Here is a 16,029-nt window from a genome sequence, read left to right on the forward strand (position 1 = left end):
ATTACTTCCCCAGTCCCCAGTCCCCACTCCCCATTACCTACTCTTCAGTGGGTTTAGGCTTCTTGACTGGCTTAGGTGCTGGCGGTTTGGTTACAGGTTTAGACACCGCAGAAGCTTCAGCACCTATTTTCTTCACCGGACGTGGAGTTTCTCCATTATTGCGTCTAGGTGTGAATGGTCTTCTACCGGGGCTACCACCAGGACGGGGAGCGCTTCTACCAAATGGCGGTTTACGTTTTTTGGGTAAATCAGCGATCGCTTCCGCATTTTCTATTGCTAATACATCAGCATCTCGCTTGACTTTGAAATCCCAAAACTTGCCCACAGCCTTAGTAGCTAGCACACCTTGGAGTTTCAACTTAAAATACTTGGGTTTGTCAGTTGGTTTACGCGGGGCTTGCTTAATCTTAACTACCAAACTCCTAGTTTCAAAAGATTGGTAAACCACCTCACCGCGTACGGAAAATTCCCCATCAGGAATTTCTGATGAAGGTTTTGGGGTTTCGGAAATTTCCTCTTTCGTCAGCTTTTGGCGACCAGATTTTTTAGCAGAACCATTTTCTGGCCTCTCTAAAACTTGTGAAGCCAAATCTGTGCCATCCTCTTCTTGGGAATTTTTAGCCAGATTTTCCGGCTCCCAAACTCCCACAATTTGGATGTGCAGAGAGTCGTTTTCTTGTCTAGTGCGGGGATAAACTACCCACAGATGTTCTTTTTCCAAGTCCAGGTGATTCTTGACTAAACTCATAATCCGACCTAAAAGGACAGCATTGAGTTCTACACCATCAGCAGTTACCAAGCTTCCTTGGGTAAACTGATCACTACTGGCACAATAGCGACCTCGGACTAAGCCAATGGCTCGATACTGCATTGGTTCACTGGGAGGTGGAATCGGTTGTTGCCGATTGACTACATTCCCATTGGTATCAGTATCGCCAAGGTTAGCAAGTGAGTTATCAGGTTTTGAAGACTTAGTGACTAAGTCAATCTTAGCTGGGGCCTGGTTAGAGGCAGTAGAATTTGAAGATTCAGGAGACGGCATCAGGTCGGAATTCATAAAAACTCCTTGCGGCGGAGACACATCCCGTTGTGGGATTTAATAAAGTCATCTGGAAAGACCGTTGGATCGGCTGATAATAAAAGTATATTTCCTTTTAATCTAGCCATCCTAAAGCGCCCAGTTCGAGCAGAAAGGCGCGAAATTTTGCATTTAGAGACTAAATGTGTAATTTAGCGCCTTGACACTAGTTTCGGAAGCATAGCATAGCTACAATTCTGAATGCTCCTCCTAAAGTCATCACTTACTTTAGCAGTGTAGATAGTTTTTTGTTATAAAATTCACAGTGAAATAACCGTATTCCGCAAAGTTTTGGAAAAACTTAACTTTGCGATTTGTGTAAATATTAATTTCGTCCAAATTCACCATAAGGAAAAAGATTGTGTCTCAACCCCGTAATCGGTGGATCATTCAAATCGTCTTAGTTTTAGCCATTGCCGCTTTTATTGGGGTTTCTATGATACCCATTATTGGTGCTTTGAATAATCCCCAATCAGTCAACCCTACTAATTCTCCTGCATCTAACCAAAAATCACAACTTGCTGATGAAGTTCGGGGTTATGAACTGGTTTTACAACGGGAACCAGAAAATCAAACTGCTCTCAAAGGCCTTGTGCAAGCACGACTACAATTACTTAGTCAAAAAGCTAGAGGTGAAGTAAAACCTGCTGATATTCAAGCAGTAATAGAACCTTTAGAAAAGTTGGCTAAATTAAATCCACAACAGTCTGAGTATGGTGTACTGCTGGCACAAGCAAAGCAGCAAATTGCTGATAATGAAGGTGCAGCCCAAACTTATCGCTCAATCTTAGCAACAAAACCTGGTGATCTCAAAGCTTTACAGGGTATGGTCAATTTGCAAATCAGTCAACAACGCCCAGAAGCTGCTATTGGCTTGCTGCAAGATACTTTATCTGCTGCTACTCAAGCAAATACCATTCAGCCTGGAAGTGTTGATGTGGTTGCTGTACAGGTGCTTTTGGGTAGCGTTTATGCTTTTCAGAAAAACGATACTCAAGCTATCTCAATTTATGAGCAAGCAATCAAGAAAGATCCCCAGGATTTTCGTCCCGTATTGGCAAAGGCTATGTTGCTCAAGGAACAGGGTAAGGTGGAAGAAGCAAAACTTTTATTTGAGACTGCCAGAGCTTTAGCACCTGCTCAGTATAAAGATGGAATTAATAAGGCAGCAGTAATACCAACTCCTTCCCCGTCTGCTTCTCCTACTGCATCACGATGAAGAAGGGGTATAAGGGTCTAAGGGTGTGGGGGTGTAGGGGAACAATAAAAAACTTAATTCTTAATTCTTAATTGTTACTTCTGTCACCTGTCACCTGTCGCCTATCACCTCAACTTCCTTCTATGGTTGCGACGATACCGAAGATAATAAACAGAAGGCCGCCAATGAAGGTAATTTGTCGTTCGGAAATTTTACCTGCGATTAATCTACCACCGATTACTGCGATCGCAGCACAAATAGCGTGTCCTAATATTGCACCCACGGTTATACCAATGGGGTTGTAACTAGCGGCTAAGGCAATGGTGGCTATTTGTGTGCGATCACCCCATTCTGCTATCAATGTTAATACAAAAGATTTCAGTAATATTGACCAGAGGCTTTTTTGCTGACTGTCTAACTGTACCTTTTCTACTGCTTCTTTTGCTTCTTCTATGACTTCTGTATCAGAAGCCACAGACATTTTACTGGCATCGTAGAGCAGTTTCAACCCAAAGGCAATAAACAAAACTATTTCTGTATAATGAATATAGATTTTTGGGACTTTTGTTACAGCAGACAGTAATTGCCCAAATATCACTGATAAAATCGTCATTAATCCTAAAGCTGCTGTCACACCAGCAAACACTACCCGTCGGGGGTGCTGCATCGACAAAACTACAGTGAGAAAAAAGGTTTTATCACCTAACTCGGAAATGGTAATTAAAACTAAACCTGCCGTAAATGCTGTTAACATTCTCTCAAGCTTCTGAAGGATTTTTACCTATGTGGAGCTTATAATGAGTGTTTAATCACCTCACTAAAGCTCAGATACTTGTTTGGTGTGAACTCAGTGAAGGTCTTGCTTTCAAATACTTATTATTCGCCATGTGAACCAGGCTTATCCCCAGTATGTTGATTCAGATGGACTGGCTTTTGCACCAGCAGCTACTGCCCTCCTATTCGATAATTAATGATACCTTGGTGTCGGTTGGCAGTCAAGGGTTTGGAAAAACGAACCCCAGAGGCATAGAGAACACGGAGGAATAAGAGTTTGGGGTAGTTGTGGCATACTCCTCAGAGAAATAAATAAACCATGAAGAAGCGAAGGACACGAAGAGAAGAGGGTTTAAGAGAGATTTTTCGTAAGGTTTGATTGACTTTTTACTCTCAGAATGAGAGCAGAATACACATAACGACGACACCTGGAGAAACTAATGACTTACACAAATCAGAAAAAGTTAAAAACCAAACCCAAAATCTATGCACCTAATTTCAATTTGCAACCTCCGCGAAGATGCAGCAAAATATCCCGATCTCAAAAAAGAGATTGAAGATTGGCATATAACTGTTAAAAAAGCCGAATGGCAAAATCTGGAGGATGTGCGTAAAATTTCCCGTGATGCTGAAGCTGTTGGTAATTTTACTGTTTTTAATATCAAAGGTAATGATTACCCTTTAATTGTAGGGATTAATTACGAAACCAAAGAAGTTCACTACAAATACTTGTTAACTTACGCAGAATACAATAAATAAAAATGGAGAAATGACGATCAGTTTTGATAATAAAACTTATAGCCAATTACTAGCAGAGATCCCCCTTCAAGTAATTGAAACAGAAGATGAGTATGAACGTATTTTGAAAGTTGCAGAACATCTAACTTTAAAAAACATCTTACTCCAGAGGAGCGAGCTCTGGACAAACTGCTTGTCAGAGTAATTGAAGATTATGAGGTGTAGATTTATCCAATGGATAAATCTACACCTCATGAAATTCTGCAACACATTATGGAATCTAGTGGAACTCGTCAAGCTGATTTGGTAGGTGTGATTAGTTCTAGTGGTGTTGTTTCCGAAGTTGTAAATGATAAACGTTCCATTAGTAAAGCACAAGCAAAAGCTTTAGGAGAATATTTTAAAGTTTCTCCTAGTTTGTTTATTTGAACTTCAATGTTTATGTTGTTTGTAAAAATTAAACATCAATATAGTCTCTAATAACCTCTCCCTAACCCTCTCTTATGAAGAAAGGAAACAATAAGGGATAAATTCAAAGTCTTTCTCCTTGTATAAGAGAGACTTAGAGAGGTTTTTTAAATACGCTTATTGCGTTTATTACCAGGTTGTAATAAACTCATTTATTCGAGTGAGAACCTTTTCTAATAAATCTGAATTATTCACATTAAAATATTCAAGATTAGGAGATTGTCTAAACCAAGTGCGTTGACGCTTTGCGAATTGTCGGGTATGCAAAGCAATTAAATCTGTAGCTTCATCTAAAGTAATTTCACCAGCTAAATATTGCTTGATTTCTTGATATCCTAAAGTATTCAATAAAGATAAATTCGCGCCATACTTTTGAGATAAATATTCAACTTCAGCAACTAGTCCATCTGTAATCATTTGTTCTGTGCGTCTACGAATTCTGATATCTAAATGTTCTGGTTCACAATCTAAACAAATTTGCAAAATCGGATATTTGGGTGGGTTTTCCCCTTGCTGTTCAGAAATCGGAATCCCAGTAATATAATATACTTCCAAGCCTCTTAAAGTCCGCACCAAGTCGTTAGCATGAATCTTTTGGGCTGCAACTGGATCAACTTGTTGCAACATCGGGTAAAGTTGATTTTGACCAAGAGATTCAAGTTGCGATCGCAATTCTGGTTGTGGTGACACTCTGGGAATTTTCATCCCCTGGACAATAGAACGGATATATAAACCAGTTCCACCAACCAACAACAATGGGGAAACACCAAGACTAGCAATTAAAGTTTGTGCTTGTTCCTGATAATCTGCTAATGTCATTGTTTGAGTTGGTTCACAGATATCTATTAGATAATGTGGCACTAATTTCTGTTCGTCCACAGTTGGTTTAGCGGTTCCAATGTCAAACTCGCGGTATACTTGACGAGAATCGGCGCTCAGAATCACCGGACCCAACCGCCTAGCTAAACTCAAAGCTAAACCAGACTTCCCCGTTCCTGTCGCACCACAAATTACAATTAATTTAGTCATTAGTCGCTTCGTTCCAATTAAAAATTAAAAATTAAAAATTAAAAATGCAGAATTCACCTTTTTAATTCTTTTTTGATAAAGGGTTGCTATCCTTATATAAACTTCCCATTAAATTGCGCTACAGACGGCAGCAAGGCTTTTGTGTTATAATTTTGGGGTGATTTGACTTTTTTGTCCTTTAGGCAAGTTCAACCCCAAGCATCAGGAGAATTTTCATGACGAGCAGTTACAGTGCCGATCAGATTCAAGTTCTGGAAGGTCTGGAAGCCGTCCGCAAACGACCAGGGATGTACATCGGTACTACAGGTCCGAGAGGACTCCATCATTTAGTTTACGAGGTGGTGGACAACTCTGTAGACGAAGCTTTAGCAGGTCACTGTACCCATGTTGAGGTAGATATCAACGCTGATGGTTCGGTGACTGTAACAGATGATGGTCGGGGTATTCCCGTAGATATTCACCCAAAAACCGGCAAATCGGCTTTAGAAACCGTATTAACGGTACTTCACGCTGGAGGTAAGTTTGGTGGTGGTGGCTATAAAGTTTCTGGAGGTTTACACGGGGTTGGTATTTCTGTAGTTAACGCCCTGTCTGAGTTTGTGGAAGTTACGGTTTGGCGAGATAATAAGGAGCATCTTCAGCGATATGAACGGAGTTTTCCGGTTACTGAACTGCAAGTAAAGCCTTATAAAGAACCAAGAACTGGAACTTCTATTACTTTCAAGCCAGATACGCAAATCTTTACTATCAGTATTGAATTTGATTACATTACTTTATCAGGTCGCTTGCGCGAGTTGGCGTATTTGAATGCTGGTGTCAAAATTATTTTCACCGATCATCGTCTCGAACTCCTCAAAAGCGATACACCAAGGATAGAAATTTACGAATACAAGGGTGGTATTAAAGAGTATGTCGCCTACATGAATCGTGAGAAGCAGCCTTTACACGAAGAAATTATTTATGTGCAGGGGGAAAGAAATAATGTACAAGTGGAAGTTTCGTTACAATGGTGTACTGATGCTTACACTGACAATGTGCTAGGTTTTGCTAATAATATTCGTACTATTGATGGTGGAACTCACTTAGAAGGTTTAAAAGCAGTTTTAACTCGGACATTAAATGCGATCGCTCGCAAGCGGAATAAAATTAAAGAGAATGAATCTAACCTCAGTGGTGAACACGTCCGCGAAGGTTTAACTGCAGTTATTTCTGTTAAAGTACCGGATCCTGAATTTGAAGGACAAACGAAAACTAAACTTGGTAATACGGAAGTTCGCGGTATCGTTGATTCTTTTGTCGGTGAAGTCCTGACTGAATATCTGGAATTTCACCCCAGTATCGCTGATGCGATTTTAGATAAGGCTATTCAAGCCTTTAAAGCCGCAGAAGCAGCCCGTCATGCACGGGAGTTAGTCAGACGGAAATCAGTCCTAGAATCTTCTCCTTTACCTGGTAAATTAGCAGATTGCAGTTCCCGTGACCCCTCAGAATCTGAGATTTTTATTGTGGAAGGTGATTCAGCGGGTGGAAGCGCCAAACAAGGACGCGATCGCCGGACGCAAGCAATTCTTCCTTTACGTGGGAAAATATTAAACATCGAAAAAACCGACGACGCAAAAATTTACAAGAACAACGAAGTTCAATCCTTAATTACAGCATTGGGTTTAGGTGTAAAAGGCGAAGAATTTGATTCTGCGCAATTACGGTACCACCGTATAGTAATAATGACTGATGCTGACGTAGATGGGGCGCACATCCGTACTTTGTTGTTAACTTTCTTCTATCGGTATAAAAGGGCATTGATTGAACAAGGGTTCATTTATATTGCTTGTCCGCCACTTTACAAAGTGGAACGAGGCAAAAATCATGAATATTGTTATAGCGAGCGCGAATTACAACAGCATATCGCTACCTTACCCACCAAAGCTAACTACAATATTCAACGCTTCAAAGGTTTGGGTGAAATGATGCCAGAACAACTCTGGACAACTACAATGAACCCAGAAACTCGTAAAATGAAGCAAGTAGAAATTGAAGACGCAGCAGAAGCAGATCGCATTTTCACCATTTTAATGGGCGATCGCGTCGCACCCAGGAGGGAATTTATCGAAACCTATGGTTCTAAACTTAACCTTACTGATTTAGATATCTAAATATCAGCAAATCACTGTCATCATTTCTTTAGGCAGGGTGTGGGGTGTAGGGAAATATAGTTTGTCCTAGACCCTAAAAGGTACAAGCCCAGATCCTTCAGGTCGTTCAGGACGCTTCGCGACTTATTAATGGAGAATACAAAAATGTAGATCCAGACCCGCAGCGCCAGAAATACAAAGTCCGAATTTGAAACCCCTGATTTTAATGATGGGGTTCCCTACACCCGAACCCCTACAAACCTTTTATTCCTGCCTTTTGCCTTTTATCTTTTGCCTCCAGCTTTCTTGCAGTATCTCCAATGACAAAATATTTCTCGAATGACAAAATATTTCTAGACTGATTAAAATATCGTTGTATACAATAAAAACAGTTTGTCAAGTTGCATAAGGTAGAAATCTCAGCATTGCGCTAATGTGTGAATAAGGCCGAAATCACAGAAACCTAAATTCATCTGTCAATCGGCTTATTCAGCCACAACCTTAACTCCTTAGTTAAGGTTATCGGCTTAGCATATACAAGGCTTAGTGCCTGGAAACAAGCACCACCGGTGCACTATTTACCTAGCGGTTAGCCCAGCTTTGCTCTCTCAAAATAACCAATTTATAAACGAATCGTAAAAACGGGTGCATTAGTACTGCTAACTTGAGTTAACATCTAAATCTTCTGTTGCCAGGAAACTATTGTTGTACTTAAAACCTAGAATGTCCCAGGAGCAAGTGTCTACCTTTTAATCTAATGAGAATGCCACTGCAAAACCAAAAAGTTTTCCACAAGATTTAATGGTGTGACTACCGTTTTTAATGTCTTTTTGATAAAAGTGGCTTCACGTTGCTTAATGAGTTCGTAATTAAGACACAAAAATAGTGCAATTTCTGTGAAACAGGCTACAATCGGAACAGTCTTGACAAGTAAATCTCCCAGCAGTCATATCTATAAATGTCTGAAGTGGTTAATTTCTTGATTAAGGTGCGTCTGGTTTTCAGCCAGCCAATCAGAAGTTATGTACAACGGCGACAGCGATGAATTTTACTTTAATTGAGCAAGTTACATCACAGTGATAGTTGCCACTAAAGTAAAAACTCCGCCTCCATATTAGAGGCAAAATCACCGGAAAAATTATAGGTAAATTAGCCAAAAGCCTATTTCCGGTAAACAAATAGCTCGATCAAAAGAGCAGTAACCACATCTTGAGTAATTGATTCTGCAAGGAGCATGAGGAACGCGGCATGAACCAGGCTAACAACGTACTCGACAGCATTTATCAGCCTGACCTAGAAATGATAAATCCGCCTGAGATCGAAGAAGAACTCTTATTGATTGAGGATGAAGAGGACTTATTGCTTACCGATGATGGCGAAATTGATGATTTTTTAGAGCCTCAGTCTGATGAGGACGACGCAAAGTCTGGAAAAGCCGCTAAATCGCGTCGTCGGACACAAAGCAAGAAAAAGCACTATACTGAAGACTCGATTCGTCTTTATCTGCAAGAAATTGGTCGTATTCGTCTATTACGAGCAGATGAAGAAATAGAATTGGCGCGGAAAATTGCGGATTTACTGGAATTGGAAAGGGTGCGGGATCGACTGTACGAACAGTTAGAACGCGAACCCCAATTTAAGGAATGGGCAGAAGCGGTACAATTGCCATTACCTACCTTCCGTTATCGCCTGCACGTTGGTCGCAGAGCGAAAGATAAAATGGTACAGTCGAACCTACGACTTGTGGTTTCAATTGCCAAAAAATATATGAATCGTGGCTTGTCTTTCCAAGACTTGATTCAAGAAGGTAGTCTGGGCTTGATTCGGGCTGCTGAAAAGTTCGACCACGAAAAAGGTTATAAGTTTTCTACCTACGCTACATGGTGGATTCGGCAGGCAATTACTAGAGCGATCGCTGATCAATCTCGCACTATTCGTCTACCTGTTCATCTCTACGAGACGATATCACGAATCAAGAAAACTACCAAACTTTTATCTCAAGAAATGGGTCGCAAACCCACAGAAGAAGAAATTGCAACTCGTATGGAAATGACCATCGAGAAACTGCGGTTTATTGCTAAATCTGCCCAGTTGCCAATTTCATTAGAAACACCTATTGGTAAAGAAGAAGATTCCCGTTTGGGTGATTTTATCGAATCTGATGGAGAAACACCAGAAGATCAAGTTTCTAAAAATCTTCTCCGCGAAGACCTAGAAAAAGTCCTTGATAGTCTCAGCCCCCGTGAACGAGATGTTCTTAGACTCCGCTATGGTCTAGATGACGGTCGAATGAAAACCCTCGAAGAAATCGGTCAGATTTTCAACGTTACCCGCGAAAGAATTCGCCAAATTGAGGCTAAGGCACTACGCAAATTACGCCACCCCAATCGTAACAGCGTCCTCAAAGAATACATTCGTTAATTGGTCAGTGGTAAGTTGTGGTCAAAATAAGTAACTGATAATTGAATAAAGAACCTGGTAGTGTTAGTTAACTGCCAGGTTTTTTAGTTTACAGACGATCTTTATTTTGTGTCTCAAAATTTACAGAATACCCCAGAAATGTAGGAAGCCTTGGCCAGAAAACAACTCAATTAAAGCGGCTGCTAAAAAGCCAATCATTGCCAAACGACCATTCCAAATTTCTGCTTGTGGGGTAAATCCCCAACGCCAGCCGTTGCGGTCTTCAGGTATGGAAGTCATAGTTCTTGTTGCGTTAATCATGGTTCGCACTCCAATTAGGTTTTACTAAACTTTATTGCTTTATGTAAACTAATATAACAAATATTTTCATAAATGCAACATTAGTTAATCTTTCGGGATATGTAATTATTATTACAAGTGATGAATACATATACATAATAAAAAGCTCTTAATTGTCTCCTTAGAGAGATAAAATTCGCAGTCAAATAAGCATCTCTGAGATCCTGTGAAAACTGTGAATGAAATTGACAACTCAAGAGGATTTAGACAATGAAAAAAATGATAGTTACTTTCTTTGTTCTTTTCTCTAGGACAAGAACAAGCATTAGCTCAAGACTATATCAAATCAATCAATCAGGGTCTCAGTACGGTAGCTCTTGGTCTTTATGAAAAATCGTGCGCTACAATACAATGAATTTTTCAAGTGGCCTAATCACAAAAGATGTCAAATACAACTGCTGTGTTCCATCTGTCACTATCCGTATCAACGGAAATGATTGGAACAATCTGGTTGGTCAAGGAAAGCTTGATGGACTCAGATATGAAAAGTTTTATGTCAAAGACTCTACTTATACTTTGAGCTTGAGAAAGGTTATAGGTACTGCACCTCAAAGTATCGCCGGTGAAGATTTCTTCAAATAAGCCAGATTATCAACTATTTTTAAACTTGATTTTTTAGGGACATAACAATGTTAGTTATGTCCCTAGTTTGTTGAAACTACACTCCCACTTCAACAACAGTAATAATTTTCTCATCTCGGTTGAGTTGCAAGACACTTTCACCTTTCGCATCTCTGTCTAAGATTGGTACTGTGTCTACAGGTATTCGCACCACTCGCTCTTTATTGCTAACTAGCGCCACTTCTACACCTGGGGTGGCGCGTACCATACCAGCTAAGTTGTCAGTTTTATTATGGAATTTCAGCATTTGGATACCCAAATCACCGCGATTAGCTGCCCTTAAATTACTGGCTGGTATGCGTTTAGCATATCCTTCTTGAGTAACAAGCAATAACTGGTCATCTTTGCCAACAGTTGCACAGCCAACCATTTGCTGATTTTTCAATAGCCGGAATGCTTGTAAACCCATCGCTGCACGACCCATAATTGGTAATTGTTCTTCATTGACTGCAAACCGCAACAGGCGACCGCTAGAACTAGCTAAAATCAGATGCTGACCTGTGGTTGTGAACTGGGTAAAAGATAATTCATCGTCATCTTTAAGTTTTAAAATCGTGATCCCGCGCCGACTGAGGTTTGCAAATTCTTCCATAGATAGGCGCTTAATCCGCCCTTGTTTAGTCAGGAGAAGCATTTGAGACCTTTCTGGTGTTTCTGGCAACACAAAGCGGTTGACAACACCTTCTACATTGCCTTGTGCCGTACTAGTAAGCATGGTAATTAATGGAGTTCCCCGTGGAGAACGTCCAGTGATGGCGGGAATGTCTCCTACTTTGACTGGGTAAACTTTGCCTCCAGTATTCAGGATTAGCAAATCTTTCTCAGTGTCAGTTAACTCAGTTTGAATAATGAAGTCGTTTTCATGCAAACCGTTTTCTGCTTTCGGCTTTTTTCCTGTGGGGGAGAGACGACGCACATAACCACGCTGGGTAAATTCGAGAATTGCTTCTTCTGGAGGCTGTTCCGATTTTGGCGTTTGGAGTTTGGATTTTGGATTGTCCTCTGTTTCTGTTGTTCCTTTTTCTGATTTGATGGGGGTTTCGTTGATCGCTAAAATTTTGGTGCGTCGAGGGTCGCTGTATTTGCGTTTGAGACTTCGCAAGTCTTTTTTCAATGCTTTTAGTAATTCCCGTCTGTCTTCGAGTAATCTCCGCAATGAGGTAATTTGCTCGTTGAGGCTGTCAAATTCCTGTTGCAAATTTTGCTGTTCTAAGCTGGTAAGGCGGCGTAATGGCATGGACAAAATTGCATCCGCTTGCACTTCGCTCAAATCGAGTTGGCGACAAAGGTTCATTTTTGCTGTACTGCCATCAGCTGCTTGGCGTAAAATGGCTATTACTTCATCTAGCTTAGATAAAGCTTTCAATAAGCCAGCAACAAGGTTTACTCGGTTTTCAGCTTTGCCTAGTTCGTAACTGTAGCGACGGTTGAGGGTATGTTCTCGGAAGTTGAGAAATTCTTGCAACGTCTGCCGCAGGCTTAACTGACGGGGTTGTCCTTCTACTAAAGCCAAAAGAATCGCCCCAAAGGTTGTTTGTAAGGCGGTTTGATGATACAAGTGCTGGAGAATTTCTTGGGGGTTTGTGTCGCGCTTGAGTTCAATGACTACTCGCATTCCCTCGCGATCGCTCTCATCCCGCAAATCAGAAATTCCTTGTAAACGCCCTTGATTGACTAAATCCGCTACTTTTTCAATCCAACCCGCTTTATTCACCTGATAGGGCAGTTCTGTAATGATAATTGCTGTCCGGCGCTTACTTCCCTTAGTGGGTAGCATTTCTTCTAGAGTTGCCACACCCCGCAATACAATTCCGCCTTTTCCGGTGGTATATGCTTCCCGAATTCCTGAATTACCGACGATTTCCCCACCTGTAGGAAAGTCTGGACCGGGAATGATCTCGAATAACTTTTCATCCGTCAAATCTGGATTGTCAATTAAAACTATTAAGCCATCAACTACTTCTCCTAAGTTGTGCGGTGGAATATTGGTCGCCATTCCCACAGCGATACCAGCACAGCCATTGAGTAAGAGGAATGGTAACTGAGCAGGTAATACTGTTGGTTCTTGTTGGGAATTATCGAAGTTGCCAATAAATTCGACAGTTTCTTCACCAATTTCCGTCAACATTCCTTCATGACCAACTGGAGCGAGGCGCGTTTCTGTGTAACGCATTGCTGCTGGTGGGTCATTATCAACGCTGCCAAAGTTACCATGTCCTGCCAATAAGGGGTAACGGCTGGAAAACTCCTGCACAAGTCTGACTAAGGCATCATAAACTGACTGATCTCCGTGAGGATGGTACTTACCTAATACGTCGCCAACTACACGGGCGCATTTTCTATAGGGTCTGTCTGGTGTTAAGCCGAGTTCGTGCATGGCATATAAAATCCGCCGATGCACGGGCTTTAAGCCATCGCGCACATCTGGTAAGGCTCGCCCGACTATCACACTCATGGCATATTCTAGGTAAGACCGTTGCATCTCGGTGTGCAGGGCTGTTGTGATGACCTGTCCTGTTGAGAGCAGGTTTAACTGTTTTGCCATGAAGCTCTTTTCCCTGAATTTTAACTACACAAAAGTCTCTGAAACTTAACACTGTAGGAACCACAGCTTAACGGATGAAATAGCAATACTTACACAATTTTGATCCTCAGAGGATAAAAAACACTATCCTTAATGCTGGGGATTTATAATTGATCATTCAATCGAAAATTAGACGCCCGTTTTGATCAATCGCTAATCTGTTATACATTTAATTTACATACACTCCTCGTTGATGATGGTGTTCTTTATTGGTTTTTTTATCTGGAATCGGGGATTTTTCAGTGTTCATGCACAAATAATACATGAGCATAGTGTTCTCTAGGTATGTTTTAAATTACTTGATTTCCCTCACACTTCACTTATTTAAGTTAAATTCTCATGAGAACTGTTTTAATTGTCGAAGATGATCTGATTAATGCTCGTGTTTTTTCCAAGATTCTGACCAAGCGGGGTGGCTTGGGGGTAAAACACACGGAGGATGTGGAAGAAGTCATGAAAATTGCCCAAGCGGGAGAGGCTGACTTGATTTTAATGGATGTTTCTCTGTCACGCAGTATGTATCACGGTAAGTCTGTTGATGGAATAAAAATCACACAAATGTTAAAATCTGATCCGCAAACAGCCGAGTTACCTGTAATTTTAGTAACTGCACACGCAATGGAAGGCGATCGCGAGAACTTTCTTAAGCAAAGTGGTGCTGATGGCTACATCTCAAAACCAGTTGTTGATCATCAACTATTTGTTGACCAGATCGTGGCACTTCTACCCAAAAATGAACCCTGACAATTGACGACTGATCTCAACAAAGTTCACCCAATAAAAAATATGTTAAATATTTTGGGCTACTTATTATGACTCTACAGAATCTATGTACTATAGATGGGTGAAATTAGGCAAATATTTGAGTAGTCAACTGGTAATGGTAAATTTAACTACCAATTACCAGTTTCCCGTACTCCTACTGTGCAGGTTATCGACTTGGGATTAATATACCTTCTTGGGGATATAGGGCTGATTGAATCCGGGGTAGTTCTAGGAATTTTTTTGTGTCCACCAGCAAGCGTGTACCCCAGAGGTTTTGTTTAAGAAACTCTAAGTCTGCATAGCGTTGGTCTATGCGAATTGCCGCTTCTCCCATTGCTAAACCTTGTTTTTGGTCGCCAGTAGTGTAAAGTGCTACGGCAAGTGCTAATAAAGGTTCTGGGGCTTGTTTATCAATAGCTACTGATTCCTGCCATTGCTGAATCGCACCTTGAACATCACCCTGTTCATATTTGATTAAACCGATGTTGTTAATTGCAGGCCAGAATTTCTTATCTTGGGAAATAGCTTGATTAAATTGAGCGATCGCATCTGGTAAACGACCTAACTTATAATAAGCATTACCCAAATCAAACAAGCCTTCTTGGTCATTGGGTTTTAACTTCAACCCTGTTTGGTAATGTTCTGCTGAAGCCTGGTAATTTTCCTTTTGGAAATTAGCTGAACCCAACGCAAACAAAATATCAGCATTTTTGGGATTAAGCGTCTGGGCTTTTTGCAATGCAGTAATTGCTGCATCAAACTCTTTAGTTTGTAAATGTAATCCACCTAACAGCAACCATACTTTATCATTTTGAGGAGCTAGTTGAGTAGCCAGTCTCGCTCTTGGCAAAGCTAAATCAATTTGTTGAAACTGTGCTAATTGAGCCGCTTCTTGGGCCAAGGTCAACCCCTGCTTCTCCAACTTTGCTGTATCAAGTTGCACTGTATGAGGTATAAGCGCCTGCGCGTTAACTGCTTTTGGCAGATTCCACAAACTACAGACAACTATAAGACAAATTAAATGAAGGTGTTTTGGCACACTACCGCCTCTTAACCACAAATCGAAGAATCTTTCAGATAGCTTAAACCATCTCTGCTCAAGACAAAATGTAAACTTTACAGTAGTTATTGCTTGCTACATAAATTACAAGGGAGTGGAGTTCAGGAATCAGGAGGAATAAATTATTATCGCCACCTCCCCCATCTCCCTCATCTTCCCCACTAAGTCCCCAGTCTCCACACCCCTAATTCTTAATATTAGCATTAAAAATTAGTAAATTAATAAGTGAATACACACTTATTTATGGCGCGTACACAAAAAATTACCAATCAGCAAATTTTAGATGCATCTCGTGAAATCTTTCTCCAACAGGGTTTTGGTGGTTCCACTTTAGAAATCGCTCAAAAGGCAGGAATTTCGGAAGCGTCGATTTTCAAACCCTTTTCCACCAAAGAAGAACTTTTTTTTGCGTCAATGGGAATTCCTGAAAAATCTCCTTTAGTTAAGGAACTGGAGGCTTTATCTGGGAAAGGAAATCTGAAGCAAAATCTAATTCAGGTGTGTCTTCAGATCTTAGAGTTTAATCGTCAAGTCGTACCACGATTGATGATGTTGCGTTCCCGTGGTACTGCCATGCCAGAAATGATCAATAGACCAAATTCCAGACCTAGCCGGGATTTAAAGATATTTACCAATTTCCTAGAGAAGGAAATAGAACAAGGAAGGCTGCGCCCCAGAGATCCCCAAACTATTGCTATGATATTGCTAGGATCTAGCATCATTGATGAATTATGTTTTCTTAGAGCAGATGCACCCCACAGGAGATGTACTCACAGATGAGCAAATGTTTGTCCATCATCTTGTAGAGATTGTCTGCCAGGG

The 16,029-nt window shown here is 40.8% G+C and carries 12 protein-coding genes and 1 pseudogene; 7 read left to right on the forward strand and 6 right to left on the reverse strand.

Features of this window, described 5'->3' with window-relative positions; genetic code table 11:
• Positions 1 to 37: 37 nt before the first annotated feature.
• Positions 38 to 1,057: a hypothetical protein gene (locus AAZO_RS13405; RefSeq protein ID WP_013191673.1), complete on the reverse strand. Its 1,020-nt coding sequence runs from the start codon at positions 1,055 to 1,057 to the stop codon at positions 38 to 40.
• A 382-nt stretch (positions 1,058 to 1,439) separates the two neighbouring features.
• On the opposite strand from AAZO_RS13405, the gene AAZO_RS13410 reads away from it, so the two are divergent.
• A complete protein-coding gene (locus tag AAZO_RS13410; protein ID WP_013191674.1) occupies positions 1,440 to 2,297 on the forward strand; it encodes a tetratricopeptide repeat protein in 858 nt (285 codons plus the stop codon).
• Positions 2,298 to 2,406: 109 nt separating this feature from the next.
• Here the strand turns inward: AAZO_RS13410 and AAZO_RS13415 are convergent, their stop codons facing one another.
• Positions 2,407 to 3,030 carry a TMEM165/GDT1 family protein gene (locus AAZO_RS13415; RefSeq protein WP_013191675.1) on the reverse strand — a complete coding sequence of 208 codons (624 nt, stop codon included), beginning with the start codon at positions 3,028 to 3,030 and terminating at the stop codon, positions 2,407 to 2,409.
• 506 nt (positions 3,031 to 3,536) lie between these two features.
• Between AAZO_RS13415 and AAZO_RS13420 the strand changes: the two genes are divergently transcribed.
• Both AAZO_RS13420 and AAZO_RS13425 read left to right on the forward strand, forming a co-directional pair.
• Positions 3,537 to 3,809 (forward strand): type II toxin-antitoxin system HigB family toxin, encoded by a 273-nt coding sequence (locus tag AAZO_RS13420; protein ID WP_013191676.1) that lies wholly within the window; start codon positions 3,537 to 3,539, stop codon positions 3,807 to 3,809.
• A gap of 10 nt (positions 3,810 to 3,819) precedes the next feature.
• A pseudogene (locus AAZO_RS13425) lies at positions 3,820 to 4,217 on the forward strand (helix-turn-helix domain-containing protein).
• A gap of 168 nt (positions 4,218 to 4,385) precedes the next feature.
• Here AAZO_RS13425 and miaA read toward each other — a convergent pair.
• Positions 4,386 to 5,285, reverse strand: coding sequence for a tRNA (adenosine(37)-N6)-dimethylallyltransferase MiaA (gene miaA / locus AAZO_RS13430; RefSeq protein WP_013191677.1), 900 nt, complete (start codon positions 5,283 to 5,285; stop codon positions 4,386 to 4,388).
• A 215-nt stretch (positions 5,286 to 5,500) separates the two neighbouring features.
• Between miaA and gyrB the strand changes: the two genes are divergently transcribed.
• The gene (gyrB, locus tag AAZO_RS13435) at positions 5,501 to 7,438 is read left to right on the forward strand and encodes a DNA topoisomerase (ATP-hydrolyzing) subunit B (protein WP_013191678.1); all 1,938 of its coding nucleotides are present in this window, start codon (positions 5,501 to 5,503) and stop codon (positions 7,436 to 7,438) included.
• A gap of 1,227 nt (positions 7,439 to 8,665) precedes the next feature.
• Positions 8,666 to 9,838 carry an RNA polymerase sigma factor RpoD gene (rpoD, locus tag AAZO_RS13440; RefSeq protein WP_013191679.1) on the forward strand — a complete coding sequence of 391 codons (1,173 nt, stop codon included), beginning with the start codon at positions 8,666 to 8,668 and terminating at the stop codon, positions 9,836 to 9,838.
• A 120-nt stretch (positions 9,839 to 9,958) separates the two neighbouring features.
• Here rpoD and AAZO_RS13445 read toward each other — a convergent pair whose 3' ends face one another.
• Both AAZO_RS13445 and gyrA read right to left on the reverse strand, forming a co-directional pair.
• Entirely contained in the window at positions 9,959 to 10,138 is a 180-nt protein-coding gene (locus AAZO_RS13445; protein WP_013191680.1) for a chlorophyll a/b-binding protein, read from the reverse strand.
• A gap of 697 nt (positions 10,139 to 10,835) precedes the next feature.
• On the reverse strand, positions 10,836 to 13,343 hold the full coding sequence (gene gyrA, locus AAZO_RS13455; protein ID WP_013191682.1) for a DNA gyrase subunit A: 2,508 nt from the start codon (positions 13,341 to 13,343) through the stop codon (positions 10,836 to 10,838).
• A gap of 378 nt (positions 13,344 to 13,721) precedes the next feature.
• Between gyrA and AAZO_RS13460 the strand changes: the two genes are divergently transcribed.
• A complete protein-coding gene (locus AAZO_RS13460) occupies positions 13,722 to 14,126 on the forward strand; it encodes a response regulator (protein WP_013191683.1) in 405 nt (134 codons plus the stop codon).
• A gap of 187 nt (positions 14,127 to 14,313) precedes the next feature.
• Here AAZO_RS13460 and AAZO_RS13465 read toward each other — a convergent pair whose 3' ends face one another.
• Positions 14,314 to 15,186 carry a tetratricopeptide repeat protein gene (locus AAZO_RS13465; RefSeq protein ID WP_013191684.1) on the reverse strand — a complete coding sequence of 291 codons (873 nt, stop codon included), beginning with the start codon at positions 15,184 to 15,186 and terminating at the stop codon, positions 14,314 to 14,316.
• 246 nt (positions 15,187 to 15,432) lie between these two features.
• Between AAZO_RS13465 and AAZO_RS13470 the strand changes: the two genes are divergently transcribed.
• Positions 15,433 to 15,987: a TetR/AcrR family transcriptional regulator gene (locus AAZO_RS13470; protein ID WP_338026860.1), complete on the forward strand. Its 555-nt coding sequence runs from the start codon at positions 15,433 to 15,435 to the stop codon at positions 15,985 to 15,987.
• The last annotated feature ends 42 nt before the right edge of the window (positions 15,988 to 16,029 follow it).

It is taken from the genome of 'Nostoc azollae' 0708 (assembly GCF_000196515.1).
Lineage (GTDB): Bacteria > Cyanobacteriota > Cyanobacteriia > Cyanobacteriales > Nostocaceae > Trichormus_B > Trichormus_B azollae.

Bases quoted from the DNA above. Each gene is read 5' to 3' on its own strand.
- AAZO_RS13420 (WP_013191676.1), top strand. From the start codon at position 3,537: ATGCACCTAATTTCAATTTGCAACCTCCGCGAAGATGCAGCAAAATAT.
- AAZO_RS13415 (WP_013191675.1), bottom strand. From the start codon at position 3,030: ATGTTAACAGCATTTACGGCAGGTTTAGTTTTAATTACCATTTCCGAG.
- gyrA (WP_013191682.1), bottom strand. From the start codon at position 13,343: ATGGCAAAACAGTTAAACCTGCTCTCAACAGGACAGGTCATCACAACA.
- AAZO_RS13405 (WP_013191673.1), bottom strand. From the start codon at position 1,057: ATGAATTCCGACCTGATGCCGTCTCCTGAATCTTCAAATTCTACTGCC.
- gyrB (WP_013191678.1), top strand. From the start codon at position 5,501: ATGACGAGCAGTTACAGTGCCGATCAGATTCAAGTTCTGGAAGGTCTG.
- miaA (WP_013191677.1), bottom strand. From the start codon at position 5,285: ATGACTAAATTAATTGTAATTTGTGGTGCGACAGGAACGGGGAAGTCT.
- rpoD (WP_013191679.1), top strand. From the start codon at position 8,666: ATGAACCAGGCTAACAACGTACTCGACAGCATTTATCAGCCTGACCTA.
- AAZO_RS13445 (WP_013191680.1), bottom strand. From the start codon at position 10,138: ATGATTAACGCAACAAGAACTATGACTTCCATACCTGAAGACCGCAAC.
- AAZO_RS13460 (WP_013191683.1), top strand. From the start codon at position 13,722: ATGAGAACTGTTTTAATTGTCGAAGATGATCTGATTAATGCTCGTGTT.